Here is a 24264-nt window from a genome sequence, read left to right as displayed (position 1 = left end):
CGTGCTAAGGCGATGTCTGCCTGTGGCCTCTACCCGGCTTGTTCTACCATTCGCTGGTAGACTGTCGCAGCGCTGCGCTCTGGCCTGTCGCCTGCGCCCGGCCTCACCTGTGCCGCGCCCTTCCCGGTCAGGCAGAGATCACTGTGTTCGTCATCGTTAGGCAAGCCAAACAAGTCATAAGCTCCTCTCGCTCAACCACACCGCTGTGGCTGAGCGACCGGCCTGTATTGTCCATCGAGCAGACGAGGAAAGGTGGTGATACCCTTGATCTACTTGAGCACACTGCTGCGTCAGAGTGTCCATGATAGCGAGGGACGGCGCCTGGGTACGCTTTCTGACCTGTATGTCTCGCCGCGCGAGACCTTTCCTTGCGTGACGGCGCTGGTTGTGCGCCCACCGCTGAATACCAATACGCTGGTGGTGCCCTGGTCTCAGGTACACAGCATTGAAGAGACACCTATTACCCTGAAGGTTCGTCAGGCCGAGATTACCCCCTATACACCTCAACCCGATGAGCTGCTACTCAAACGCGATATTCTGGATAAGCAGATCGTCGATACCCAGGGCGTGCGCGTGGTGAAGGTCAACGATCTGAAGCTGGCACAGATCAAAGGAACGGCGCGCCTGATCGGCGTGGATATCGGCGTGAGTGGCCTGCTGCGCCGGCTTGGGCTGCTGACCCCTATCGAGCTGCTGAGCCGCGTGCTGCCATTGCGATTGCAGGATCGCACCATCACCTGGAACTACGTGGAGCCGATCCAGGTGGTTCAGGCGAGCGCCAGCACCAGCGAGCAGCTTGCTCCGGCTCTGGCCGGGGCCGGGCTGGGCGGTACGGCCCTGGTCACCGCGGGCGGCGTCGTGCCCCAGGTCCAGCTGAGTGTGAGCCGTACAAAGCTGGCGGATCTGCACCCGGCAGATATCGCCGATATTCTGGAGCAGCTCGACGCCCAAGAGGCCGGTGCCATGTTGGAGCGCCTGGACACTGAAACAGCTGCCGATACCCTCAGTGAGGTTGAGCTGCCGCTCCAGGCCGAGATTATCAGCGGTCTCGATTCTGAACGCGCTGCGCGCCTCCTGGCAGCCCTGGCTCCCGATGACGTGGCCGACGTCCTGGCCGAGTTGCCACGCGAGGAGGCTGAGCGCTTGCTGAACCTGCTGCCCGCTGAGGCGGCCCGCCAGGTGCGCGATCTGCTTCACTACGACAAACAAACCGCTGGCGGCCTGATGACGACTCGCGTGCTTGGGCTACCCCAGCATTTGACGGTCGAAGAGGCCCTGGCCTACCTGCGCCACCACGCCGATCATTTGGAGACAATCTATTACCTCTATGTGGTCGATGACGAGCAGCACCTGGTGGGCGTGGTCTCGCTGCGGAGCCTGGTGACCGCCGATCCGCAGACACGCCTGCAGGACCTGCTCAATCCCGATGTGATCCATGTCCATACCGATACCGATCAGGAAGAGGTGGCTCGCCTGATCTCGCACTACGATTTGCTAGCAGTGCCGGTGCTCGATGAGGAGGGTCGCCTGGTCGGCCTGATCACGGTGGACGACGTGATCGATGTGATCCGCGAGGAGCAGGCCGAGGATCTCTCAGAGATTGCCGGCACGAGCGTCGAAGAGTTCACTGCCGAAGAGGAAGCGCTCTCCTGGCGCGCGGTGCTCGGGCGCGTGACCTGGCTGGCAGTCAACGTTGCCGCCGGGCTGCTGCTGGCGCTGCTCCTGCATGGTCTATTCGGTCCAGTGTTGCGTGCCAGCGCCCTCCTGACGCAGAACCCGGCGACGGTCGGCGGCCTCTTGCGCGCTCTCCACTCTCCAACAACCTTGAGCGGCATGGTCTCGCTATTGCCAATGCTTCTGCTGACCAGTAGTAGTGTGGGTTCGCAGGCCCTCGGGGTGACCGGCTGGCAGCTGCGTTCACAGCGCGGACGCGATTTCTGGCGCGGCTTCTTCCGCGAGCTGCAGCTGGGCACCGCTGGCGGAGTACTGGCCAGTGTCTGCGTGGCCGCTCTAAGCTGGACCCTCTTCGGATCACCCCTGCTGGCGCTGGCAATGGGGATCGGTCTGGGCCTGACGCTTCTGCTGGCGGCAATCCTGGGCCTGGTGCTGCCTACGCTCTTCTATCGCCTCCATCTACGCGGTAGCTTGCTCAATGCACCGTTACTGGACCCGCTGATCGCCGTGCTGAGCGTGTGCGCCTTTCTGGGCATCACGCTGCCGTTGCTGACGGGTCCGCTCTATACAGGCTAAGCCCTGCTACAGGGATGGCGGGCCGCCAACGAGTAAGAGCGCGGCCCGTCCCTGCCCAACTGGTTGACCTGCCCTCCTTCCGACCTTCCTGGCTTGACATCTCGGCAATTCCTTCCCTATACTCAATTTGTGAATACTCAAAAATAGAGTTTTCACCGCTATTTCAAGAGCGCTCATCGCTAGAGAGCAGGGAGAAGAAGGAGGCCCACCATGTCCACTGTCCCCGCGCGAACAGCCTATTTCTCAACCTTGCCGCGCCACCAGGCCCGCTGGCGGCTCTGGCCCAGCGCCCTCATGCTGGTTCTGGCCCTGGCCCTGGGGCTGGCCGCCTGTGGCAACAGCAGTGGAAGCACCAGTAGCGGCGGGAGTGCCAGCGCCCCGGCGGTCACGCTCAACGTTTTCGCCGCCGCCTCCCTTAAGAATGCCTTTCAGGACATTGCCAACCAATACCACAAGGCCCACCCCAACGTCAGCTTCAAGTTCAACTTCGCCGGCTCGCAGGTCCTGGAGCAGCAACTGGCCAACGGCGCCCCAGCGGATGTCTTTGCCTCAGCCGACCTGGACAACATGAACAAAGCCAGTCAGGCTGGCCTGGTTAACAATTCCCAGGTCTTCGCCAAGAATCGGCTGGTCATCATTGTGCCCTCCTCCAATCCCGCGGGCATCAACGGGCTGCAAGATCTGTCCAAGAAGGGGCTGAAGTTTGACATCGCCGCCTCTACGGTGCCTGCGGGCAAATACTGCCGCCAGGCTTTCGACAAGATGGCGCAATCCTCGACCTACGGCCCCCAGTTTGAGAAGGCCCTGCTGAGCAACGTCATCTCTCAGGAGGACAATGTGACGGCGGTACTGCAGAAGGTTGAGCTGGGCGAGGCCGATGCCGGCTGCGTCTATCAGACGGATGCCGCCAGCGCTCAGGGCAAAGTCAAGATCATCCCTATCCCGGACGAGTTTAACGTCATCGCCCAATACCCGATTGCGGTTGTCAAGACCTCGGCGCACGCTTCCGAGGCCCAGAGCTTCGTCGACTATGTACTTGGGCCGCAAGGACAAGCGACCCTGGAGAAGTATCAGTTCATTCCGAAGAATGGTTGATGTACAGCAGGCGCCGGCCCCCCGCGCAACCAGGCCGCGAGGCCGGCGTCCCTGGCTTTCAGCCGCGCGGGGCCGTACCCTGATGGCGATCCTGGTCGGGTTGCTGGCCGCCAGTTTTCTGCTCTTTCTGGGCATTCCCCTGGCGGCCCTGCTATTGCACGAGCCACCACAGCAGCTATGGAACGCATTGACGCAGCCCGACACTTTTACGGCCCTGCAGTTGAGCCTGGTAACCACCACCGCCAGTACGGCGCTCAGCGTGCTCTTCGGTCTGCCAGTGGCCTGGGTGCTGGCGCGCGCGCGTCTGCCAGGCCGGCGGCTGCTAGAGACCCTGGTGACGATGCCAACGGTGCTGCCGCCGGTGGTGGCCGGCGTGGCGCTGCTGCTGACCTTCGGTCGCTTTGGGCTGCTAGGTCGCTATTTGAGCGCCCTGGGCATCAGCCTGCCCTTTACAACAGTGGCTGTGGTCATGGCCCAGACCTTTGTTTCGGCCCCTTTCTTCATCAACAGCGCCCGCGCCGGCCTGGAGCAACTCGATCCTCGCTATGAGCAAGCGGCCTACACGCTGCGCGCCTCCCCTTTCTATGCCTTTCGCCGCGTGGTGCTACCCCTGATCCGCCCGGCCCTCCTGAGCGGCATGGGTCTGACCTGGGCACGCGCCCTGGGCGAGTTTGGCGCTACCATCACCTTTGCAGGCAACTTCCCCGGCACCACGCAAACCATGCCGATCGCTATCTATATCGCGGCGGAAACCAACCTCGACGCAGCGGTAGCACTCTCGGTGCTGGTCCTGGCGGTCTCGTTCGCTCTGCTGCTGGCACTCCGCCTGGGGCGCGAGGGCTGAAGGAAGAGATACAGACGGGCAGGCGCCCCTCTCCCAGATCTCTCCCGGCCCTTGCTGATGCAGGGAGCGGAACAGCCCGAGGGCCGGCTCATCCTCCTGACGGGGCCAGCCCGGCCTGATCCGTTCCCTTTCTCAAGGAAGTAGCTAGCAGCGGCTCTGGCTCTTCGGGACCAGGACCAGCGACGGAGAGAGGCAGGGAGACAGACGGTCAGACAGGCAGCCGGTGAGTGGGGAGCCGGCAAGGGGCAGGAAAAGCTGTTCCTAGTTGCGTCAGCTCTTCCCATTTGTTACAATGTAGGTGCCACTTGCAACACGCGCGGTCATGCTGTCAGTACATCCTTTACACCCGCCCGGCGACGGATCGGTTCGATCAGAAAGGTACGGAAGTAACCAGTGTCGAAAGTCTACGCAATCGCCAACCAGAAGGGCGGTGTGGGCAAAACCACCACCGCTATCAACCTTGCAACCTATCTGGCAGCCGCGGGTCGCAAAGTGCTCCTGGTTGACATGGACCCGCAGGCCAATACGACCAGCGGCATTGGCGTTGCTCCGAAGGTGCGCGAACACACTGTCTATGACCTGCTGGTCAGGCAGGACGAAGGTGTCACGATTTTTGATGTCATCGTACCGACCAAGCGCCGCGAGCTAGTAGTGGCGCCCTGTACCGTCGATCTGGCCGCGGCGGAGATCGAGCTGGTCAGTGCCCTGGCCCGCGAGCAGCGCCTGCGCCAGGCACTTGAGCCTATTCGGCGCCGCTGTGACTATATCTTGATCGATTGTCCGCCCTCGCTCGGCCTGCTGACCGTCAATGCGCTGGTGGCTGCCGATGGTGTCATTATTCCGATCCAGTGCGAATATTTGGCCCTGGAGGGCCTCACCAAGTTACTGAATACGATCCAGCTCGTGAAGAATAAATTGAACCCCGACCTCTACATCGCTGGCGTCCTGTTGACGATGTACGATCCCCGTACGCGGCTGGCCGGCGAGATCGTCCGTGAGGTCCGCGGGCATTTTCCGAACGAGGTCTTTAATACGATCGTGAATCGCAATGTGCGCCTCAGCGAGGCCCCCAGCTTCGGGCAGCCGATTCTGGACTACGATCCTGATTCGCCCGGCGCCCTCGCCTATCGCGCGCTGGCAGAGGAGGTAATGGCCCGTGGTTAATAAGAAGTCTCCGATCGGGCGCGGTCTCGATGTTCTTTTCTCTGGCTCGGGCGCCTCTCCTGCCCCTGCCGTGGAGACCCCCGCCGCGCGCCAGCCGGTGCCGCGAGCGGATGCCGAGGGCGCAATTCAGTTGGTTCCTATTGAGAGTATCTTGCCGAACCCACGCCAGCCGCGGCGCATCTGCCGCGACGACGACCCTGCTCTACTGGAGCTGAGCGCCTCTATTAAAGAGCACGGTCTGCTCCAGCCCCTGATTGTGACGCGCCTGGAAGAGGAGAGCACTGCCTCCCCCGACCCCTGGGCCAGCGCTCCTGATGACGATCCCTGGGCCGCTCCCGCTCCTGCTTCGGAGGCGCGAGCCAGCACTTCTTACGTTCCTCCACTCCGCTATCAGCTGATCGCCGGTGAGCGTCGCTGGCGAGCTGCACGCCTGGCCGGCCTCGCACAGGTGCCGGTGATTGTCAAGGAGGCCAGCCCTCAGCAGATGCTGGAGCTGGCGTTGATCGAGAACGTTCAGCGGGCCGATCTCAATCCAATCGAGGAGGCTCTGGCTTACCAGACCCTGGCTCAGGAGTTTGGCCTGACCCATGAGCAGATCGCCGAGCGCGTCGGCAAGCAGCGAACAACGATCACGAATACGCTACGCTTGTTGAATCTGGCGCCCGCTGTCCGCGAGAGACTCCTTAACCCAGGCGAACACTTTACCGAAGGCCATGCGCGAGCAATCGCTGGTCTGTCGAGCTATGAAGACCAGGAGGAGGCGCTGCACCAGGTGCTCTCTCGCCGCCTGACGGTGCGCGAGACGGAGGAGCTGGTGCGCGGCTGGAAAAGCCTGGAGCAGCCCGCTCGCCCCACTCCCAGCCGCTCAACTCCTGTGCGCTCCCCCGACCTGGAGGAGTTAGAGACCCAGTTTCGCAATTCGCTGATGGTAAAGGTCGATCTGCGCTGCAATGCCAGGGGCAAGGGCACAATAGTGCTGCATTTCAATAATCAGGAGGAGCTGGAGCGACTCTACGCCCGCCTGGTCAAAAACGAAGTGGAGTAGTTGCGGGAGGCTGCGATGGCTACCCTGGAAGATCCTTTCGGGAAGGTGCGCCCGAAGTTAGTAGCGGCACGCACCGAGTTTCTGGCCGAGTTAGCTCGCTTTCAGGCCGCCGAGCTGGAGCGACGCCCCTCACCCGAGGACTGGTCGGCTCTGGAAGTGGCTTATCATCTCTATGTAGTCGATGGGCTGACGCTGCAGGAGATGCGACGCGTGCAGGAAGAGGACAATCCTGAGCTGCCGGCACTGGAAACAGAGGGGCCGCGGGTGACGCGCGAGACGGCTCGCGATCTCTCTCTGGACGCGGTGCTGGCCGGCATGGCAGCCCGCCGCGAGGAGATTCTGCAGTTCCTGGCTGAGCTGCCCCCGGCAGCCTGGGAGCGCCCCTGTCATCACCACGCCTGGGGCGCGTTGAAATTCTACCAGCTGGTGAATGTCCTGGCTCAGCATGATCGGCAGCACGCCCGCCAGTTGGTGGAGATCCGTGAGCGCCTTCGCCCCAGCGGTAGCGGGACGTCACCGGCCGCTTCGGCGAATTCCTCGCTTTCTTCCTCTTGAATTTCTACCAGCCGAGCCGCCCCTGTTCTTGTGCTGCGGTTCTGCCGCTGTGGTTCTACACAGATTAGCAGCGGCTCAGCCCCGCAACTCCGGTCGGACTCCCCCCCTTCCCCGCTCCGCCGACGGCCAGCGGCTCAGCTTGGCAGTTCAGAGAAAGAAAAAGAACAGGAAAGAGCAGGCAGGAAACCCTACCTGCTCTTGTTTCGTTTCTGTACTTCAGAACGTATAAACAAATAAGTAGGAAAGAACAGCTCACCGTCGATCGCGGCTTATCCGCTCAGCTTGACCTGACTGCTGGCCAGCGGAACCGACCCTGCTCCTGGCCTTGGGGAGGGCCGGCACTGCCTTCACCCAGGGCGGGTAGCGCACACAGTCCGGCTCAGGATAGCAGAGGGAACCAGACTGCGCTTGCTTGCGCCTGGCTCCCTGCCAATACCTACCCGCCGTCAATCAGTTCTGCTGCTCTGAGACCGAGTCGCGGGGCGACTCGCCCAGGAGCTTGTCAAGCGTCGTGCGCTTGATCCGGTAGCCATGCCGCTTGCTCTCCTTCTCGTGATGGGGGAGGAGAATGGCCTCTAGCATGCCGTTCTTAATCCAGCGCCTAACGGTGGTGGTCTCAACGCGCAAGAGGCGGGCAACTTCGCTGACGGTTAACAATTCTTCCATGTATGGTCACTCCTTTCCAGGTACAGAGGGATAGGAAACGGAAGACGGGCTTCACGCATCGTGACCGCCTCCCTCCTGAGCCATATAATTACTGATGACGGTATGAACGTATGTATGTATCTCATTGATATGTGCCTATCATATGCGATCACGTTTTCTTTTTCAAGGGTTTGCGACAGAAATAGCCATGAAGGGGAGTCTTCGCGCTGACAGCGAAGCTAAAAGTGTCGCACAGAGTGAACATGAGCTGACTCTCAAACACATCGCATGTTCGCTACAATGCAGAGCGCTATGTTAGTAGGAGAGCGCAGGAGAGCGCAGGGAGCACCGAAGAGCAAACAAGCAGACAAGAAGATGGCAGACAGGAGAAAGGACCAGTACCTAATAGCCAAGAGGAAGGAGAGCCTGGGACCTCAATCCGAGCCGCTCAGCGCAGCACCTCCCTCAGCAGACTGCACTGAGCCAGCCAGGAGCGCTGGCCCCACCCATCGCGAGCGAAGGCGATCGGATCAACCGCCCTATTAGAGTGGGGCCATGGCCACGCCAGGCCAGCGCTAGAGACGCAGAGAACGTGAAAGTAGATCAGCGGTTGCACCGGGCCCGCTCATTGCTCCACCTGGCGCTTGCAGCCGTCCTGACGGTTCGCTGCCGGCGCTCCCCGCCTCCACCGTTTCGAACTGGAAGCCAACCAGGCTGCTGCGCATCTCCTGGATCACTGCCGCTAGCTGTTGAGCCAGTGTACTGACTTCGCTGGCAAAGGCCAGAGAGAGACGCATCACCTCGCTACTCTCTCCCCCACCCGCTGTCCCCCCCGCACCGCCTATGGCCGCCCCGCCGGCGGCGTTGAGCACCACCCGCAGCCGGTTGATCTCTTGCCCAACGGCTAGCAGCTCTCGATCGACATCCTTCAATGAAGATTCCAGCTGGCGCTGGAGGGCACCTAGCCCCTGCTCCAGTTGCTGGAGCAGAGGAGAGGGGATATGCAGCTCGCGACGAATGCCCTGAGCGTTGGCCGTCCAGCGGGAAGGACGGGCGGCTTCCTCCTCAATCTGGCGCAGCAGCGCACTCAGGCGTTGCAGCTGTTCGACGGTCGTCGCATCGAGCAGCCCCTGCAGACGTTCACGGCTGCGTCGCAGGCGACCTTTCAGCTCACTTAGTTCGCGCTCCAACCTTTCCCCCAGGCCCTTGCTAGCAGCGGTGGATGTCGTCAACGCGCCCGAGGGAGCGCGCCCCCTCTCAGGGCCGCTTCCCAGGCCCGGCATCTGACTCTCGGGCCGCGCTGGGACCTGCAGGAGATGCAAACTCTGGGTGAGCGCTTCGGCATGCTCCTGCTCTTGGCGAGTGATTACTTCCAGTTGTTGAATTGCCACTTGCACACGCAAGACAAAGCGCCGGAAGCGCCCAACGGTGAAGTTGAAGGCGTTGGCGAGCAGGCCGATGGGATCATCGCTCACCGGGGCATTAATGCGCAGATCACCAGCGCTGACGACGCGCATGTCGCTGAAGAGATGCTCGGCAGCGTTGGTCAGGGCATCGCGCTGGCGGCGGGTTTCTTCCAGCAGGTTGAGCAGGGTCTCCAGCATGGCGTTAAAGGCCGCCGAGACCTCAGCAATCTCGTCACGCCCGATGACGGTGACGCGCGCCCCCAATTGCCCGCTTTCGATGGCACGCGTCACTTGCTGCAAGTGGCGCAGACGACGTACCAGCGTCCCTGAGATGAACCAGCCAACGAGGACGATGGCCAGCGAGGCGACAATGGCTCCGATGACACTGGTGATGAGCTGGTTCCGCTCCTCGACGGCTGCCGCCTGCTGCACGGCGGCGGCGAGGCGCTGGTTCAGCTGAATGAGCGCCCGCAGAGCGCTGAGCGCGTCAGCGTTGGTCGGCTCGGCCTGGAAGCGTAGCAGGTTCTGAGCATCGCTGAGATTACCCTGTGCAATGTCCTGTAAAACCTGGTCCTGGGCGGAGCGATAGAGGTGCCAGGTACGCAAGGCACTGGCCAGCAGCGTTTGTTGCTGGCCTTGCTGACCACTCTGACCGGCCTCGGCAAGCAGGGCCATCTCATCGGGATGATTATTCAACAGGTCCTGAGCGACGTAGGCCGATAGAATGTTATCATAGCGGGTCGCCAGTCCCGCGATGGCCTGACGGTCCAGAGTAATCGTTTCCTGGGATGGCGCCGGGGCACTGGCAGCGGCCAGGAGATTGTGCACCTCTGTGTTCATGAGTTGGAGATAGTCGGCGCCGGTGGTGAGCGAGGTATTGATGCTGAGCAGTTTCTGATAAAAGCTCGACTGCCGACTGAGGGATTGAGAGCGCAAGACCCCGATCAGGCCGGCGGCGATCGCCGCGATGAGAGCAGCCAGTAGAAAGCCTAGTGTGAGACGCTTGCCAATGGAGAGATTGAGAAGCAGGTTACCGCTGCGCCGTGAGCGGGGACGAATGCGAAGACTGGGGCTGTTGCTGGAGGCTGCACCTGTCTGCGGCAGCGACGGCGTCGCCAGCGAGGGTAGTTGCATCTGACCTCTTTTCCGAGCTGGCTGCTGCATCCTTTACCCCTCCTCTCCGCGGCTGAAGGCGCGATCTTGTTCTGGCCTAGTCACCATGGCCAGGGAGAGCACACTGGCACCCTCTCTGCTGCTCCCGTTGAGGTTCATGGCGGCAATAGGAATATAACCCATCTCCTGCGCCTTCTGTTGCACTGGTGCGCTGAGCATGAAGTCAAGAAAGGCGCTCAGCAAGGGATTGTCGTCGCCCAGCGTATACATATGTTCATAGCTCCAGAAAATATAGCGACCGGCCACAATGTCAGTGAGCGTGGGCCTGGCTCCTTCGATGGCCAGAACGCGCACAGCCGGGGTCAGCACAGAAAGCCCGAGATAGCCAATGGCCCCCGGCGTGTGAGCCACGGTCTCGCGCACAGTCACGGAAGAGTCAGTCTGCAGGAGCTTCCCCTTCTCGTCGCGCCCCCCCAAAATGTACTTGCGGAAGGTGTCGCGCGTGCCCGAGGTTTGGGGACGCACGACCGGCACAATGGGCAGGTCAGGGCCACCGACCTGGCTCCAGTTGCGGATGCTCCCGGTGGAAAAAATATCGATGATCTGCTGACGCGTTAGCGAGGTGACAGTGACATCGGGATTGACGACCATTGCAAAGGGGATGACGCAGACGATATGATCGGTCAAATTGGGATCGGGATAGATGGCCGGGTCGGCATAGATATCTGAGTCGCCAATGTCCGCCTGGTGACTGGTGACAGCCGCCAGGCCGGCTCGACTGCCCCCGCCATCCACTTGAATATGCACCTGGGGATGCTGGCGTTCAAAGAGGCTGGCAGCAGCGCTGACCAAGGGCTGCAAGGCGGTCGAGCCAGCAATGTGGAGCCGCCCACTGAGAACACTCTGCGAGTCTGCTACTTCCCCGCATCCCGCCAGGAGGATGAGCACAATCAGACCAAGACCGATCAGGACAGTGTTGATTTCTCTCCGTTTTTTTCTGCTGACCATTTTTATCAATCGCTACCAATGATTGAAAAATACGTGCTTGAAGAAGACAGCCAGATCTACATGTTCGCTCAGCACTCTGCACGCCTGGGCCAGTCAGCCTACAGGCCAGCAGAGCCTCGGATACCTCCCTCACATCTTATGCAAGACAATGTTTAAGCTGTCATTAATCGCCAGTGAAGGAAAGTTGATCACAATGTTAAATCTCCCCCAGCCTCATGGGGGGAGGACACCCACGACGGCAGGGAAAGAGCCGCTGCTCTGTTAAGCAAGGCAGCGTATTAAGGCGAAGGACAAAGCATCAGGCACGCTTTTTTGCTTGCTCGTTCGCTCTGGCTCCACTGCTTGACTGCCTGGTATAATCTAACCAGGAAGACACACCTTGAGAGGAGAGCAGGCTTTTCTCTCGAAAAGGAGTATGGAGCCGTCTGGCGAAAGGTAAGCAAGCTATGCCCCAGCAGCGTAAAAAGCAACGTTCCTCTAGCTATAGTAGTAATAGCCAATCACGTACTGCAGCGCCCATCTTGAGAATCGCCTCAGGAGCAGGAGCGACCAGCGTTCTACCACCCACGGCCTCAGCTCCTATCGCTACAGCTGAGGCAAGCGCTGTCTCGTCTTCCACCAGGCCAGCGGAGAAGGTGGCTGCGGAACATTCGGCGGAGCGGAGCGTGATCCGTATTGTGCTGGCCGATGACCATACGCTGATGCGCGAGGGTTTGCGCCATTTGCTCGAACTTGAGCCGGACCTGAAGGTTGTTGGCGAGGCCGCCGATGGCCAGGAGGCCCTGCGTGTCATTCGCCAACTCAGTCCTGATGTGGTCCTGCTCGACATCAGTATGCCGCAGCTGGATGGTTTGGCGCTGACACGCCAGCTGACCGAAGAGCAGCCCCAGGTTGCCATCATCATCCTGACCATGCACCGCCAGCATCCCCAGGTATTGCGAGCCATTAAGAACGGCGCCCGCGGCTACCTCCTCAAAAGTGCCTCTTCGCAGGAACTGATCCGCGCGATCCGTACAGTGCACGCTGGCGGGGCCTTGATTGAGCCGGAATTGACCGGCACCGTGCTCGCCGAACTGCGCCGCCTCTCTCAGCAACCAGGTGCGCCAGGCGCTCCAACCCTGAACGACCTGACGGAAAAGGAAATAGAGATCATCCGCTATGTGGCGCGGGGCATGAGCAACCGCGAAATTGCTACTCAGCTTTCCTACTCCGAGAAGACTGTCAAAAATTATCTCTCGGTCATCTTCCAGAAGCTCGGCATTCGCGATCGCACGCAGGCGGCCATCTTCGGTCTGCGTCAAGGCCTGTTGTCTGATGAGGGGCTGTGAGCTGAGAGTCAGCGAGCCAGGGCGCTGACGCTGGCCCACTAGTGAGAGTGCGGGCCGAGGCAGCGAAAGAGCCGGCCCCGCGCCCGACGATCGAGAGGGAGGCGAGAACGGGCACCATAGACCCTGCCGCGCCATTCGACGCCGCGCCCTGTTAGCCTGTACCAGCATGCCTGGGCTAGCATCCCCATGAAGAGCAGACCAGCCAGCGGGTGGGTCAGGGCCTGGTACCAGGGCAAGCCAAGAGACTTATCGAGCGAGCGGCGATAGGCAAGGAGGGGGAGCAGGGTAAGGCCCGTAACGAGCGCAGCCTCGCCCGTGCCGACCCCTTGCTGGCGCCACCAGCTCCGTCCCAACCAGAGCAGCAGGGGTAACAGGAAGGGTACGACTACGACGAGCGGCAGCCCGAGCAGGGCGGCCACCATAAAGGGGAGTCCTCCACTGCCGACAAAGATAGTCTTGCGCCAGCCACGCCAGAGAGCCGGCAGTCCCCGATACATCTGGACATGCACCAGCCCTCGTCCATCGCCGAGGGCGAGACGATAGCCAAGACGCTTCACAACGGCGGCCAGGTCGCGATCATCGAGCGGCGAGCCGCGCAGTTCAGGGCGGGCATAGCCACCGAGAGCCTCGTACACAGAACGGCGTAGCAGGATATACTGCCCATTGGCTGTAGCCAGAGGAGAGCAGGGGAGATTGACAAGGGGGGGAGGAAACTGGAGGCTCATGCCCATAAGGGCCAGGGGGAGCGTGAGCCGATTCCAGCCATCGACCAGCACCTGCTCGGGCACCAGGGAGAGCAGATCGAGATCGCGGGCCAGGGCTTCGCTCAGGGTCAGACGCAAAGTCTGCGGTGCCCAGAAGCTGTCAGCATCGGTAAAGACCAGCCAGGTGCCACGGGCTTGACAGGTGCCGGCGTGCAGAGCATGTGGCTTGCCCGCCCAGCCCGGGGGAAGTTCCTCTCTGAGAGAGACAAGGTGCAGACGGCCCGCCGCGGCTGGCTCCGACGCCAGGCGCTCCAGAATGGCCCGCGTATGGTCGGTCGAGCCATCGTCGACTACAATCACCTCGTAGTCTCCGGGATAGTCCTGGAGAAGAAGCGAACGCACACAGCGCCAGATATTGGCTTCTTCGTTGCGCGCCGGCACGATGATCGAGACGACAGGCAGCTCTTCGGCTCCTGCCCCGGGCTGCTGATGCCGCAGAGCAATGCTCCGTCGGTAAGGGTGAGCAATCCAGTGTAGAAAGAGATAGAAGGCCGCTGTCACGAAGGCGTAGCAGCGGAGCACCAGGCGCCCGGTCCGAGGGGGTTGCTCTGACGCCAGGACAACCTGTTTGAGCAGCTTCCGGCTCATAGTCTCATTATAGCAGCTCCGGGCAGAAGCTTGAAATATTGCGACCGCGCCCCCGCTGATGTACAATCACGAAGAGTGAAGCATTCTCGCTTGTTACAGGCCGAGCTGGCACAGAGGCGTGCCGTCCCGCTGCGGCGGTGTATGCTCCCGCGACAGCGGTCTGGCGCCCCACAAAGGCCGAAAGGCCCGAGTGCCCAGGACCGCATCCCCAGCACAGGCAGAAGAAGAGAGGAGGCTTATCCTATCCACCCCATCTTTTCGCCAGGCTGTGGAAAGGCGAGTTCGGCCAGAGAAGAGAGCAGAAAAGGGTACGGGCGCGAGCAGGGCTTGCCCCCAAGTGTGAAGAGATCAGCCAGCCCGCTCGCCTGTGAGTCGGTAGTATAGAGGAATAGCATGCGGTATGGACGGTATGGACGATACCCCAGGCTGGCACTGAGCGCGCTTTTCATCGCGGCGATCATCTTGCTTCATGCCTGGTCCCCCCTGACGCCGGCTCCGGCAGTACAGGCGCACGCTTTTGTGATCGGCTCAGAGCCGATCGACGGTTCAACGGTGACAACGCCGCCAAGGGTGGTGCGGATCTTCTTTAATGGCCCCATCAGCTCCGCCAGCAAGGCTCTGGTTTTTGATCCCAATGAGCGCGTTGTAAACGCCGCCGCCAGCTATATCCCGCCGAACCAGCCGCGGGAGCTGGATACGCCGCTGCAGCCAAATTTAAGCGAAGGGAGCTATCTGGTTCGCTGGATAGCACTGGCGGTCAATGACGGGCGCACGACGCAGGGGGCCATCGGCTTTAATATCGGCCACTCCAGTACTGGCCTGCCCGGGCAGACCATCCTTGGTCCGAGCACCAGTAATTACTTGCCAACGCTCGATCTGCTTGGCATCCTCTCAGTAGCCTGGGAATGGCTGGTCTTGACGGCCCTGACCTTCTGGGTCGGCTTGCTGGTTATGGAGCAGCTGGTTATGGAGCGCCGGGCACGTTCGCTGGACCTGCTCATGCGAGCGCGCGCTCGGGCCCGTCCCTTGCAATGGCTCTGCCTGACCGCCCTGCTGGTCGGCGAGGTGATTACCTTGATTCTGCGCTCGGCCAGCCTCAGCCAGGCTTCGGCAAGCGGCGGCATCGATTGGCAGGCTCTGCGGGCTGTCCTTGTCACAACTTCTTATGGCCCGCTCTGGCTGGCGCGTCTGGCACTGATCGGCCTGGCCCTGCTCTGGCTAGGGGTAACTGGCCGCCGACGCACGCCCAAAGCAGCCACCGCCGGCGTGGCTCGCGTGCTCCAGCGCGGCGGTGGATCACGCTTCGGGCAACTCAGGCGCCAGGTGACGCAGGAGTACCGCGTGACGAAGGATCTGGTAACAACTGAGGAAATGTCTCCCGGCAGCAGTAGCCTCCCGCTGTCGCCCTGGGATACGGTTCTCTGGCTGACCTTGGCCGCCCTCTACCTGCTCGCCTGGACATTGACCAGCGATGAGGTGCAACAAGCCTCGCTCCACGTCAGCGCTATCGTGCTCTCCTGGTTGGCCTTGCTGGCTCAGGCTGTCTGGCTCGGGGGCCTGGCTTACCTGGGCTACGTTTTGCTGCCTTTGCTCGCTGTCATCGAGCCGGATCACCACGCCGATCTGTTGGTGACCCTGACCCGCCGCCTGACCCCCCTGCTTCTGATGGCAATGGCCGTGCTGCTGGTCGGTCAGCTCTTCCTGGCGGAAAGCGTTTTCTCCGATCTCCAGGCGCTGCTGACCACCGCCTATGGCCGCACGCTGCTGGTGCGCCTGGTCTTAACTGCTCTGCTCCTGGTCCTGACGCTCTTCATGCTCTTCCGTATCACACCAAGGCTGGCGCGCCAGACGCTGCTCTTGCCAGTGGTCGATTCCGAGCTGCCCGCTCGCCGCACACGCCGCGAGGCCCTTCTGCAAACAGAGCGCCAGCTTGGACGCCTGCTGAAGGTGCAGTCCTGGGTTGGCATGGCAATCTTGCTCTGCGCCGCCCTGATGAGCTTCTTCGCTCCCCCTATCGCTTTCCCTCAGATCAACTACGCGCAGGCAGTCCAGAACCAGACCGGCCAGACAACGGCTCCCAATGCACCGCCGGCCACGGTGCAACAGGTCGGCGATCTGACGGTCTCGCTCCTGATAACACCAGGCCGTGTCAATAGGCCCAACACGGTCGTGATTCTGCTCACGGATAGCCACGGTCAGCCCGTGACCAACGCCCGCTTGAACCTGACCATCAATATGGTGCTGATGGATATGGGTACAGTCCAGCAGACGCTGAGTCAGGGGCAACCAGCCTATGTGGCGACCTTCCCTCCGCGCGCGACCTTCGATATGGAAGGGTTGTGGAAACTTGAGCTGACCATCGAGCGCCCCGGTCAGGCACCGCTGCAGACGACCTTTGAATTTACACTCAGCTGAGCCAATCGACGGCCATAGGCCCTGGCCTGGATAGCTGGTAGATCGCACAGTCCGCCAGCTATCCAGACATGCAGGCAGAAGTGCCAGCTACGCCTCTTTCTTTCTTCCCTGGCCTAGAGGTTGGGGAGCGGCTCCTCTCGATAGCCGGCCTCACGCAGCGCCTCGCGATGACGAGCCGCACGCTCAACATAGCGCTGAGCGCTGCCACGGATATGCTCGATCTCCTCCGGCGTAAGGCTGCGTACGACACGCGCCGGCAACCCAAAGGCAAGCACACCTCCCGGGATTACTTTGCCCTCGCCCACTAGAGCACAGGCCCCAATCATGGTCTCTTCTCCAATGCGCGCATGGTTGAGAACGACGGCTTTCATGCCCAGAAGGACGCGGTCGCCCAGGGTCGCACCGTGGATCACACAGCCATGACCAATGGTGCAGTCCTCGCCGATGGTCAGGGGAGCATCGGCATCCAGATGCAGCACACAGTTGTCTTGAATGTTGGTGCGCCTCCCAATAAGGATGGGTCCCGTGTCTCCGCGAATCACGCTGTTGTACCAGATGCTCGCGCCCTCACCAATAGTAACGTCGCCTATGACATAGGCTCCAGGGGCGATAAAGACATTGTTAGCAATACGCGGCCATATTCCATTAAAGGGTAAAACAGGCATGTGTTTCCTCTCAGCAGGACATCTTGAGCGGGCTGGTCTTCACAGCGTCGGCCAGTTCCCTGACCGGCACGCTTACCCGCTCCCTCACATAGTACTCGCAGCCACGCTCGCTCGACAATGCCTCCCTTGACTCTTGCCCGACTTCTTATATATACATATATCTATATTTTAGATATAAAAGACGTTTTTCCTTCTTGACGTGGTAGCTATCGTAGTTTACTATAGAAGCGTTATATTGACACACTGTCTGTCAGGCGGTAGCAGTGCAGGAAGGGTAGAAACGATGTCAGGTCTATCGACCGGTTGGAAGAGTGAGAGACCATCGCTACATGGCACAGGGCGCACCTTGCGTCATGGCGAATATCGCATTGAAGGAGCGTTAAGCTATGGAGGAGCCGGGCGTCTCTTCCTGGCGTCGCACGTGACCCTGGACACCCCGCTGGCCCTCAAGCAGCTGCCGGGCGACCGGCCTCTACCGGAGAGCGTTGTTGAGGAGCTGGACCTGGCCTTGACACACCGGCAGAAGAGAGCGCCGTTGTCTCGGGGGCAGGAAGAGTTTCCCCTCAGCGGCGGCTCATACACCGATCGCTTTGTGCGCGAAGCGCTGCTCCTGGTGCGCCTGCGTCACTCGGCCATACCGGTGCTCTACGATTATTTCTTCGAAGATGGCTACTGGTATCTCGTCTTGGAATACTGTGCTGGGCCAACGCTAGCCAGTTATCTGCGTCAGCAAGGGCCGCTGCCGCCGCTGGAGGCTCTCAGCTATGCCATGCAGATCTGCGATCTCTTCGACTATCTGCACTCTCAGACGCCTCCGGTGATCTACCGCGGTCTGCGCCCCGCCAGCGTGATTCTGACCTCGGGTGGGCGGCTGGTCTTCTTTGACTTCGGCTGCGCCTGCTACCTTCGCAACGGTCAGCTTTACGCCGACTTCGAGCCGGGCCTTCCGGGCTATGCTGCTCCCGAGCAGTACCAGCGCGGTGGCCAGTGCGACGAGCGCTCAGACCTTTTCAGCCTGGGTGTCCTGCTCCACGAAATGGTTACCGGCCAGAACCCGCTTGGCAAAAACGGGCGCCTGGAGCCGGTGGCGCGGCTCAATCCCGGTCTCTCTCCAGCGCTTAGCGCCTTGATTACCATCGCCACGCGGGCGGACCCACTCTATCGCTTCCAGTCGGCGCGGGCCTTCTTTCACGCACTCGAACGGATCGTCTCTCTGGAAGAGCGGCGGGCCTATCAGAGGCTGATGCGCCTGCACCTGAGCCGTGGATCGGCCCCTGCCGGCCCTGGCCCGATCCAGGCTTCGGCGGCGCCCGCCGCCATCACCCTCAAAGCGCTGGCACCCGGCGGCGCCCAGCCAGCTCCCCCAACCTGCTCGCCCGAAGAGTTCGCCGCTGAGCCAACGATGGCGATCCCCGCTGAGCAGATCAAAGTCGCCACCTCCCCATCTGAGCAGACCGCTCAGATGCCGGCGATTACTCCCCAGACCCAGGAGCGCCCTCTTCGTCCCTCACAGCAGTTCAAGCGCCGCCACAGGCGGCTTGTTTTTTTCCTCGTCTTGCTCGCGCTCCTGCTGCTGGGTATCTTCGGCCTGAGCCTTTACCTGCTCAGCCAGCTTCAGGATGCCCCTTTCTGGCTGGGCGTCAGAATCTCATAGATCAGCGGGCCGCTTTGGACTGGGTTCTCGCTCCAGCGATAACAGGCAAGCAGCTCTTGACGAAGAACTGCGCACTCCTCCTCGCTGCGCGCGTGAATCTCGACCAGAGGATCACCCGCCTGGAGATAGTCACCGACCTTGGCCTGGAGCAGCAGGCCGGTGCGGTGATCGATGGGATCGCCCTTCCTGAAGCGGCCCGCTCCCAGGCGCATCGCAGCCAGCCCGACGCGCTCAGCATGGATAGCGGCAATATAGCCGCTGCGTGGGGCAGTCAGCATACTGATCACTGGTGCTCGCGGCAGACGCTCTGGCTGCTCTATCTGCTGCGGGTCGCCCCCTTGGGCCTCGCAGACCTCCGCTAGCTTGGCCAGAGCGCGCCCACTCTTGATGGCCTCCTGCACCCGTCGCTCAGCCTCCTCGTGCGACGGTGCGGCCCCGGTCATGACCAGCAGCTCAGCAGCCTCGTGGCGACAGAGCTGGCTGACATCCGCCGGCCCCTCACCGCGCAGGATGGCAACGGCCTCGGCCACTTCCAGAGCATTGCCTACGGCCCTCCCTAGCGGCTGCTCCATGGCAGTGACCGCGGCTTCAGTGTAGAGGCCAGCACGCTGACCAATCTCCACCATGATACGCGCCAGCTCGTGGGCCGCCTCGCGCGTCTTCATGAAGGCACCCGCCCCGACCTTGACGTCCAGCAGCAGATGCGAGGCTCCCACGGCCAGCTTCTTGCTCATAATGCTGGCCGCGATCAGGGGAATGCTCTCGACCGTTGCCGTGACATCGCGCAGCGCATACATCTTGCCATCGGCTGGCGCCAGCTCTGCCGATTGACCCGCGAGCACCAGGCCATGCTCCTGCAAGATGCTCAGAAATTCCTCACGTGTCAGGGCCGTGCGCAGTCCGCTGATGGACTCCAGCTTGTCGACGGTGCCCCCAGTATGGCCCAGGCCGCGCCCGGTCATTTTGGCCACCGCCACGCCACAGGCGGCTACCAGTGGCGCTACCGCCAGGGTGACCTTGTCTCCTACGCCACCGGTACTGTGCTTGTCTACAACCGGCATCAACCGCTCGCATACATGCAGCTGCTCGCCCGAGCGCGCCATCGCCAGGGTCAGATCGCTCGTCTCGCGGTCATCCATCCCTCGCCAGCAGACCGCCATTAACCAGGCAGCCATCTGGTAGTCAGGAATGTCCTCGTGAGTGTACTGCTCCACTAACCAGTTAATTTCTTCAGTTGCGAGCGCTTCCCCGTTTCGCTTCTTCCTTATAATTTCAACGGCTTGCATGCTATTCTGCTCTTTCTTCGCCCAATTATCGTTGCTGGCTAAGTGCGCCGCTGCTCCGCGGGCCATTCCTCTGTGAGCACAATGCGCAGCGAGTCGACCTCGAAGCCGCGATGAGTCTCAATCAGATAGCGCCTGATGAGCTGTCCCCCCAGGCGCGCCCGCCGGTCAAAGGTAAGCCGCCCATTGTTGAAGGCAAGGCTCAGATCGCTCTCTTCGCGGAAGCCACGAATGACTACGCTATCGTAGCGCTCTTCATCGTGCTCAGAGAGAGCCTTGTAGAGCGTGGCAACCTGCTGCCAGGCGGGGCAAGAGGGATAAATGATGTCGACGACTTTTTTGTTGCCAGCCTCTCGTTTGCTGCTCCCCACCGTGTAGGCGAGGGCTGCCGTCGCCAATTCTTGCAATTGAGTCAGCGTCTTTGGCGGAAAGCCCGCTGGCGGGCCAGGGACGGCCACTGGCTCCCCCGGCGGTGCCGTGGCCGCGGGCTGAGCTGTAGCTTCAACGATGCCTGGACCTGGCAGACGGGCAGGCTGACCCCGCCCCCCTGGTCTAGACCCCGTCGGCGGCGGCGGGACGGCTGGCGCTATCTGGGGCCGCATCGACAGGGGTGGCTGCTGCACCGTGCCGATGGCTCGTCCACAGCGCAGGCAATAGCGTGTGGCGTCCGTATTGACCTGACCGCAATAGGGGCAACGCATAGCTCTCTCCCTTCCTCTGCTCCTTCAGAGTGGCCGGCTCCTGATCAGCAATCAGCCAGTTCAGTATATCACGGCAGGATCATCCGTCCGGCCCGGCTTTAGCATCCCTCCCATCACCCCATTTGTGACTTTTGTCATAGGCATAAACGCATGTGCAGCCGCAGTTCAAAATAGATCCTTCGATCCTTCCTTACCAGCCTGGCTGTTCTTTATACTACCCTCACAAGCCAAAACCAGGCAACGGTGACAGGGTACTGGAGACGCCAACCAGTAGCAATACAGGATAGAAGGCGTCCCATGCTCTCAGATCCATCAGGCTTATACATACAGGTACTACCTTTTTTTAAGCAAAGAGACATTGTTACCTCAGCAGAGAGGAGAGGAGGTATCAAGGAGTGACAGATGAGCAAGAGACACGTTCCAGGGCAGAGACGCGTACCACGCCTGCAGCGACAGCCGGCTCTGAGGCTGGTCCCCTTGTTGAGGTGCGCAACCTCGTCAAGCGCTTCGGCAAACTAGAGGCTGTCAAGGGCGTCTCCTTTAGTATCAAGGAAGGTGAGATTTTCGGTCTGCTCGGACCGAACGGGGCTGGCAAGAGCACGATCATCAATATCCTGTGTGGTTACCTGCCACCAGACGAGGGCGAGGTCGTGGTCTGTGGCTACTCTATAAGACGAGAGACCCAGGCCGTCAAGCGTCTGCTGGGGGTGGTACCCCAGGAGATCGCTCTCTATCGCGATCTCAATGCCTTGGAGAACCTCGATTTCTTCGCCTCGCTCTATGGCGTGCCGGCCCATGAGCACCAGGCCCGGGCCGAGGAAGTGCTTCAATTTGTCGGCCTCTACGAGCGCCGCAAGGAGCCATTGAAGAACTTTTCTGGTGGGATGCTGCGTCGACTCAACTTCGCCGTGGCCCTGATGAATCGCCCGCGGGTCTTGCTGCTGGATGAGCCAACCGTCGGCGTTGATCCTCAGTCGCGCGAGCACATCTTCGAGAACATCGAAAAGCTGGCCGCCAGCGGCACTACTGTCCTCTATACCACCCACTATATGGAGGAGGCCGAGCGACTCTGTCGGCGTATCGCCATCATGGACGAGGGGCGCATCATCGCATTGGGGACGCTGGAGCAGCTTCTGGCCATGCGCGATCAGACACGCGCCGTCTATCGTCCCCACGGACTACAAGAACTGTTCATCCAGTTGACCGGCAAAACCTTGCGCGATCTCTAGCCCGGTCGACCCAGCCTTGCCCAGGATGGCGCTCACCTGAGAGGCGCCATCCTCAGACCTCAGACATGCGGCCAGATTAGGAGATGGAGCGGCTATGCGAGCTATGTTCTCAATTATGAAAAAAGACTGCTTACAAATGATGAAGGACCGATGGTCCTTCATCTGGATGCTGCTGGTTCCACTGGTACTCGTTGCGACAGTCGGCTTCGCCCTCAACGGCGTCTATGGGACTGGCCAGAACACCATCACGATCCAGGTGGCAGTCAGCGACCAGGATCACGGTCTGGTTGGTCAGACGGTTTTGAAGGCCCTGGACCAGCATAGTCAGCAGCTCACGATCAATTTGACACGCTATGGCGACGCCGCTGGCGTCAAAAAAGCCGTCGCCGACGGACAGGGTGCCGTGACCGGCGTGGTCATTCCAGCGGGAACGACCGCTATGCTGCAACAGGCTGCCGCACGCGGTGAGCCAACGCAGAACCTGGTTCAGATCTATTCCATTCCGAGCAGCAACGACCCGAGCAGCGCTATCGTACAGAACCTGGTCTCGAGCGCCGTCGGGCAGCTCGCCACGGCCACCTTTGCCGGTAGCGCCGCCATTCAGGAGGTTGAACGTCTCTGTCAGCAGCCCGGCAATCATTGCGAGCCGGGCAGCGTTAACCCGCAGAGCATCGCCAGCACTGTGGGCGCAGCCAGCTTCCAGGAGCTGCCCGCTGCCCAGGTGGCCAGCCTCCACGCCGGCAATGTGCCGCCCCAGGTCAACGTTTTCGACGTGGCCTTGCCCGGTTACGCCATTCTTTTCGCTCTCTTTGGCCTGCAGTCGGTGGCGGGCAGCATTCTGGAGGAGCGCGAGAGCGGTACCTTGCGCCGCCTGCTGATCGCACCGGTGCAGCGCTATGCCCTGCTCGGCGGCAAGCTGCTCACACAGTTCCTGGTGACCATGTTACAGCTTCTGATCCTCTTCGCGATCGGCAGCTTCGTCTTCAAGCTGCACGTCAGCAACTGGCCTGGGGTGATCATCCTGCTGGTGGTTTCCAGCTTCGCCATGACCGGCTTCGGCATCCTGCTGGTCTCGCTGGTGCGAACGCGCCGCCAGCTCGCCCCGGTGCTGACCATCGTCACCCTGACGACCTCGGCCATCGGCGGGGCCTGGTGGCCACTCTGGCTGGAGCCTCAATGGCTGCAGGCCGTGGCCCACGTGGGTATTGTGGCCTGGGCTATGGAGGCGCTCAACGGCCTGATGATCAGCGGGCGCACGCTGGCCGAGGTGCTGCCGAACATCCTCGCTTTGGTCATCTACGGTCTTCTCTGCTTTGCTCTCGGCCTGGTCCTCTTCCGCTTCCAGCCGAGAACAGGGAACGCCTGACATAGCAACAGCAGGAAGCGAATGGCTCGTCCACACCTCCCTCAGCGGTGACGGGTCCAGGGACACCACAGTGTGGCTTACATCCCTGGACCCGCCGCGCTCAACTCAAGCCATGCCCGGCTCGCACCATCGAGCACGCCGGTCCAGCCGCCAGGAGCGCGTCGCCGGATTGAGCATTAGCAGATCAGACCAGCCCTGGCCTCTTGCCTCAAGAGCAGCTCAAAGAAACGATCCAGGCGCTGTAAAAATAGTTGCAAAGTTTCGTTATTGTCACAAATTTCTATAGTCTGATTCAAGGAAAAATCCTTTTTAATCAGAGAGAGCTGGTCGACAAAGCCATCATCGCGGTAATAGCTGCGGAGAATCTGCTCCGAGACAAGCTGACAACCAGTCTGGCAGTAGCGTTGACGCACGCGCTGAATGGCCGTCTCCACATCGATGCGAAAGTAGAGCAGCCGGGCATCGCGCAGAAAGCGGGGGCTGAACAGGTGGAGGGCATGGAGGTAATCGTCGCGCGCGAATTCGAGCATGGCCAGACCGTTGTCAGGATAGCGGGCAAGATGCTGCTCAACGCGGACCTCAGCCTCCAGAAGAACCTCATCCATGACTCTGAAGTCCAGCACATCGAAGCCACAGTAGCGACCATTCACGATCAATGGTCGAAAACGACGCTGCTCTGCATCGGCCTGGCATTTCTCTTCCAGCAGATCGTAGTCGTCGACATGCGTGGCCCGCAGACCGGCCACGGCAGCACGCTGGAGAAAATAGTGAGCGGCTGTCGTCTTGCCGCTTCCCGGCCTCCCGAGGAGCAATACTTTGAGCGCCATCATACCAACTCCTTTCCAACCTCACGGGGTTCCCGCGCCCTTTCCACAGTCGTCTTGTATAACGAAGTGAAGGATCAAGCACGGGCTTCTTGTGTTACAGCCTTTGCCTTTAAATAGCACTTTCACATGAGTATAACGTCTCAGGAGGAGAACTTTTCGCCGTCAATCGCAGCAGGAAGCGATTGCGGTACCGTTATCAGAGCGGGAAGCCAAAAAACTCGTTGTCGACGAGGGATAGATGGCAGGGGGGAGGGAGGACTGTAGGCAATGCTCGCGCGGGACGGCCAGAGAGAGCAAAGGAGCAGACGGGCGAGCCGGG

Annotated in this window: 19 protein-coding genes; 11 read left to right on the top strand and 8 right to left on the bottom strand. The window is 61.1% G+C overall.

All coding sequences use genetic code 11. From position 1 onward, the window contains the following. Positions 1-264: 264 nt before the first annotated feature. The 6 genes from mgtE (at position 265) to KTAU_RS17035 (ending at position 6953) form a co-directional block, all read left to right on the top strand. Complete coding sequence (gene mgtE, locus KTAU_RS17060; RefSeq protein ID WP_151729494.1) at positions 265-2250, top strand: magnesium transporter; 1986 nt, start codon at positions 265-267, stop codon at positions 2248-2250. Between the two features lie 210 nt (positions 2251-2460). Continuing rightward, on the top strand, positions 2461-3345 hold the full coding sequence (gene modA / locus KTAU_RS17055; RefSeq protein ID WP_228026509.1) for a molybdate ABC transporter substrate-binding protein: 885 nt from the start codon (positions 2461-2463) through the stop codon (positions 3343-3345). Positions 3346-3427: 82 nt separating this feature from the next. Further along, entirely contained in the window at positions 3428-4189 is a 762-nt protein-coding gene (locus tag KTAU_RS17050) for an ABC transporter permease (protein ID WP_151729493.1), read from the top strand. A 393-nt stretch (positions 4190-4582) separates the two neighbouring features. Continuing rightward, positions 4583-5353, top strand: coding sequence for a ParA family protein (locus KTAU_RS17045; protein WP_052890922.1), 771 nt, complete (start codon positions 4583-4585; stop codon positions 5351-5353). Further along, positions 5346-6398, top strand: coding sequence for a ParB/RepB/Spo0J family partition protein (locus KTAU_RS17040; protein ID WP_151729492.1), 1053 nt, complete (start codon positions 5346-5348; stop codon positions 6396-6398). The genes KTAU_RS17045 and KTAU_RS17040 overlap by 8 nt, the downstream gene beginning before the upstream one ends. Positions 6399-6413: 15 nt before the next feature. Then, on the top strand, positions 6414-6953 hold the full coding sequence (locus KTAU_RS17035; RefSeq protein WP_151729491.1) for a DinB family protein: 540 nt from the start codon (positions 6414-6416) through the stop codon (positions 6951-6953). Between the two features lie 450 nt (positions 6954-7403). On the opposite strand, the gene KTAU_RS17030 is transcribed toward KTAU_RS17035, so the two are convergent. The 3 genes from KTAU_RS17030 to KTAU_RS17020 all read right to left on the bottom strand — a co-directional run bounded on the left by KTAU_RS17030 (position 7404) and on the right by KTAU_RS17020 (position 11125). Next, a complete protein-coding gene (locus tag KTAU_RS17030; protein WP_151729490.1) occupies positions 7404-7619 on the bottom strand; it encodes a helix-turn-helix domain-containing protein in 216 nt (71 codons plus the stop codon). Between the two features lie 554 nt (positions 7620-8173). Beyond that, entirely contained in the window at positions 8174-10138 is a 1965-nt protein-coding gene (locus KTAU_RS17025) for a methyl-accepting chemotaxis protein (protein WP_170293384.1), read from the bottom strand. A 33-nt stretch (positions 10139-10171) separates the two neighbouring features. Continuing rightward, on the bottom strand, positions 10172-11125 hold the full coding sequence (locus KTAU_RS17020) for a phosphate ABC transporter substrate-binding protein (RefSeq protein WP_151729488.1): 954 nt from the start codon (positions 11123-11125) through the stop codon (positions 10172-10174). Between the two features lie 635 nt (positions 11126-11760). Between KTAU_RS17020 and KTAU_RS17015 the strand changes: the two genes are divergently transcribed. Further along, the gene (locus KTAU_RS17015) at positions 11761-12453 is read left to right on the top strand and encodes a response regulator transcription factor (RefSeq protein ID WP_228026508.1); all 693 of its coding nucleotides are present in this window, start codon (positions 11761-11763) and stop codon (positions 12451-12453) included. A 38-nt stretch (positions 12454-12491) separates the two neighbouring features. Here KTAU_RS17015 and KTAU_RS17010 read toward each other — a convergent pair whose 3' ends face one another. Continuing rightward, the gene (locus tag KTAU_RS17010; protein ID WP_151729487.1) at positions 12492-13805 is read right to left on the bottom strand and encodes a glycosyltransferase; all 1314 of its coding nucleotides are present in this window, start codon (positions 13803-13805) and stop codon (positions 12492-12494) included. A 393-nt stretch (positions 13806-14198) separates the two neighbouring features. Here KTAU_RS17010 and KTAU_RS17005 point away from each other — a divergent pair, with 393 nt between their 5' ends. After that, on the top strand, positions 14199-16220 hold the full coding sequence (locus KTAU_RS17005; protein ID WP_151729486.1) for a copper resistance protein CopC: 2022 nt from the start codon (positions 14199-14201) through the stop codon (positions 16218-16220). A gap of 113 nt (positions 16221-16333) precedes the next feature. Here the strand turns inward: KTAU_RS17005 and KTAU_RS17000 are convergent, their stop codons facing one another. Next, positions 16334-16885 (bottom strand): gamma carbonic anhydrase family protein, encoded by a 552-nt coding sequence (locus KTAU_RS17000; protein ID WP_151729485.1) that lies wholly within the window; start codon positions 16883-16885, stop codon positions 16334-16336. Positions 16886-17168: 283 nt separating this feature from the next. Here KTAU_RS17000 and KTAU_RS16995 point away from each other — a divergent pair, with 283 nt between their 5' ends. Next, positions 17169-18539: a serine/threonine protein kinase gene (locus KTAU_RS16995; RefSeq protein ID WP_151729484.1), complete on the top strand. Its 1371-nt coding sequence runs from the start codon at positions 17169-17171 to the stop codon at positions 18537-18539. Here the strand turns inward: KTAU_RS16995 and KTAU_RS16990 are convergent. Together KTAU_RS16990 and KTAU_RS16985 are read right to left on the bottom strand one after the other, a co-directional pair. Beyond that, a complete protein-coding gene (locus KTAU_RS16990; protein ID WP_151729483.1) occupies positions 18500-19825 on the bottom strand; it encodes a thymidine phosphorylase in 1326 nt (441 codons plus the stop codon). The two genes, KTAU_RS16995 and KTAU_RS16990, sit on opposite strands and share 40 nt — an antisense overlap. 38 nt (positions 19826-19863) lie before the next feature. Further along, on the bottom strand, positions 19864-20523 hold the full coding sequence (locus KTAU_RS16985) for a hypothetical protein (RefSeq protein ID WP_151729482.1): 660 nt from the start codon (positions 20521-20523) through the stop codon (positions 19864-19866). 395 nt (positions 20524-20918) lie between these two features. Here KTAU_RS16985 and KTAU_RS16980 point away from each other — a divergent pair, with 395 nt between their 5' ends. Together KTAU_RS16980 and KTAU_RS16975 are read left to right on the top strand one after the other, a co-directional pair. After that, a complete protein-coding gene (locus KTAU_RS16980) occupies positions 20919-21752 on the top strand; it encodes an ABC transporter ATP-binding protein (RefSeq protein ID WP_151729481.1) in 834 nt (277 codons plus the stop codon). Positions 21753-21846: 94 nt separating this feature from the next. After that, a complete protein-coding gene (locus KTAU_RS16975) occupies positions 21847-23118 on the top strand; it encodes an ABC transporter permease (RefSeq protein ID WP_151729480.1) in 1272 nt (423 codons plus the stop codon). 176 nt (positions 23119-23294) lie between these two features. On the opposite strand, the gene KTAU_RS16970 is transcribed toward KTAU_RS16975, so the two are convergent. Continuing rightward, positions 23295-23948 (bottom strand): ATP-binding protein, encoded by a 654-nt coding sequence (locus tag KTAU_RS16970; protein WP_151729479.1) that lies wholly within the window; start codon positions 23946-23948, stop codon positions 23295-23297. Between the last annotated feature and the right edge of the window lie 316 nt (positions 23949-24264).

This window comes from Thermogemmatispora aurantia, from assembly GCF_008974285.1.
Classification (GTDB): domain Bacteria; phylum Chloroflexota; class Ktedonobacteria; order Ktedonobacterales; family Ktedonobacteraceae; genus Thermogemmatispora; species Thermogemmatispora aurantia.
The sequence above is the reverse complement of the archived record's forward strand: the minus strand, read 5'-3'. Positions and strand labels throughout refer to the sequence as shown.

Coding starts and splice junctions, on each gene's coding strand:
- KTAU_RS17050 (WP_151729493.1), top strand. CDS start 3,428: ATGGCGATCCTGGTCGGGTTGCTGGCCGCCAGTTTTCTGCTCTTTCTG.
- modA (WP_228026509.1), top strand. CDS start 2,461: ATGTCCACTGTCCCCGCGCGAACAGCCTATTTCTCAACCTTGCCGCGC.
- KTAU_RS17010 (WP_151729487.1), bottom strand. CDS start 13,805: ATGAGCCGGAAGCTGCTCAAACAGGTTGTCCTGGCGTCAGAGCAACCC.
- KTAU_RS17005 (WP_151729486.1), top strand. CDS start 14,199: ATGCGGTATGGACGGTATGGACGATACCCCAGGCTGGCACTGAGCGCG.
- KTAU_RS17020 (WP_151729488.1), bottom strand. CDS start 11,125: ATGGTCAGCAGAAAAAAACGGAGAGAAATCAACACTGTCCTGATCGGT.
- KTAU_RS16995 (WP_151729484.1), top strand. CDS start 17,169: ATGTCAGGTCTATCGACCGGTTGGAAGAGTGAGAGACCATCGCTACAT.
- KTAU_RS17025 (WP_170293384.1), bottom strand. CDS start 10,138: ATGCAACTACCCTCGCTGGCGACGCCGTCGCTGCCGCAGACAGGTGCA.
- KTAU_RS17000 (WP_151729485.1), bottom strand. CDS start 16,885: ATGCCTGTTTTACCCTTTAATGGAATATGGCCGCGTATTGCTAACAAT.
- KTAU_RS16970 (WP_151729479.1), bottom strand. CDS start 23,948: ATGATGGCGCTCAAAGTATTGCTCCTCGGGAGGCCGGGAAGCGGCAAG.
- KTAU_RS16985 (WP_151729482.1), bottom strand. CDS start 20,523: ATGCGTTGCCCCTATTGCGGTCAGGTCAATACGGACGCCACACGCTAT.
- KTAU_RS16990 (WP_151729483.1), bottom strand. CDS start 19,825: ATGCAAGCCGTTGAAATTATAAGGAAGAAGCGAAACGGGGAAGCGCTC.
- KTAU_RS16975 (WP_151729480.1), top strand. CDS start 21,847: ATGCGAGCTATGTTCTCAATTATGAAAAAAGACTGCTTACAAATGATG.
- KTAU_RS17030 (WP_151729490.1), bottom strand. CDS start 7,619: ATGGAAGAATTGTTAACCGTCAGCGAAGTTGCCCGCCTCTTGCGCGTT.
- KTAU_RS17035 (WP_151729491.1), top strand. CDS start 6,414: ATGGCTACCCTGGAAGATCCTTTCGGGAAGGTGCGCCCGAAGTTAGTA.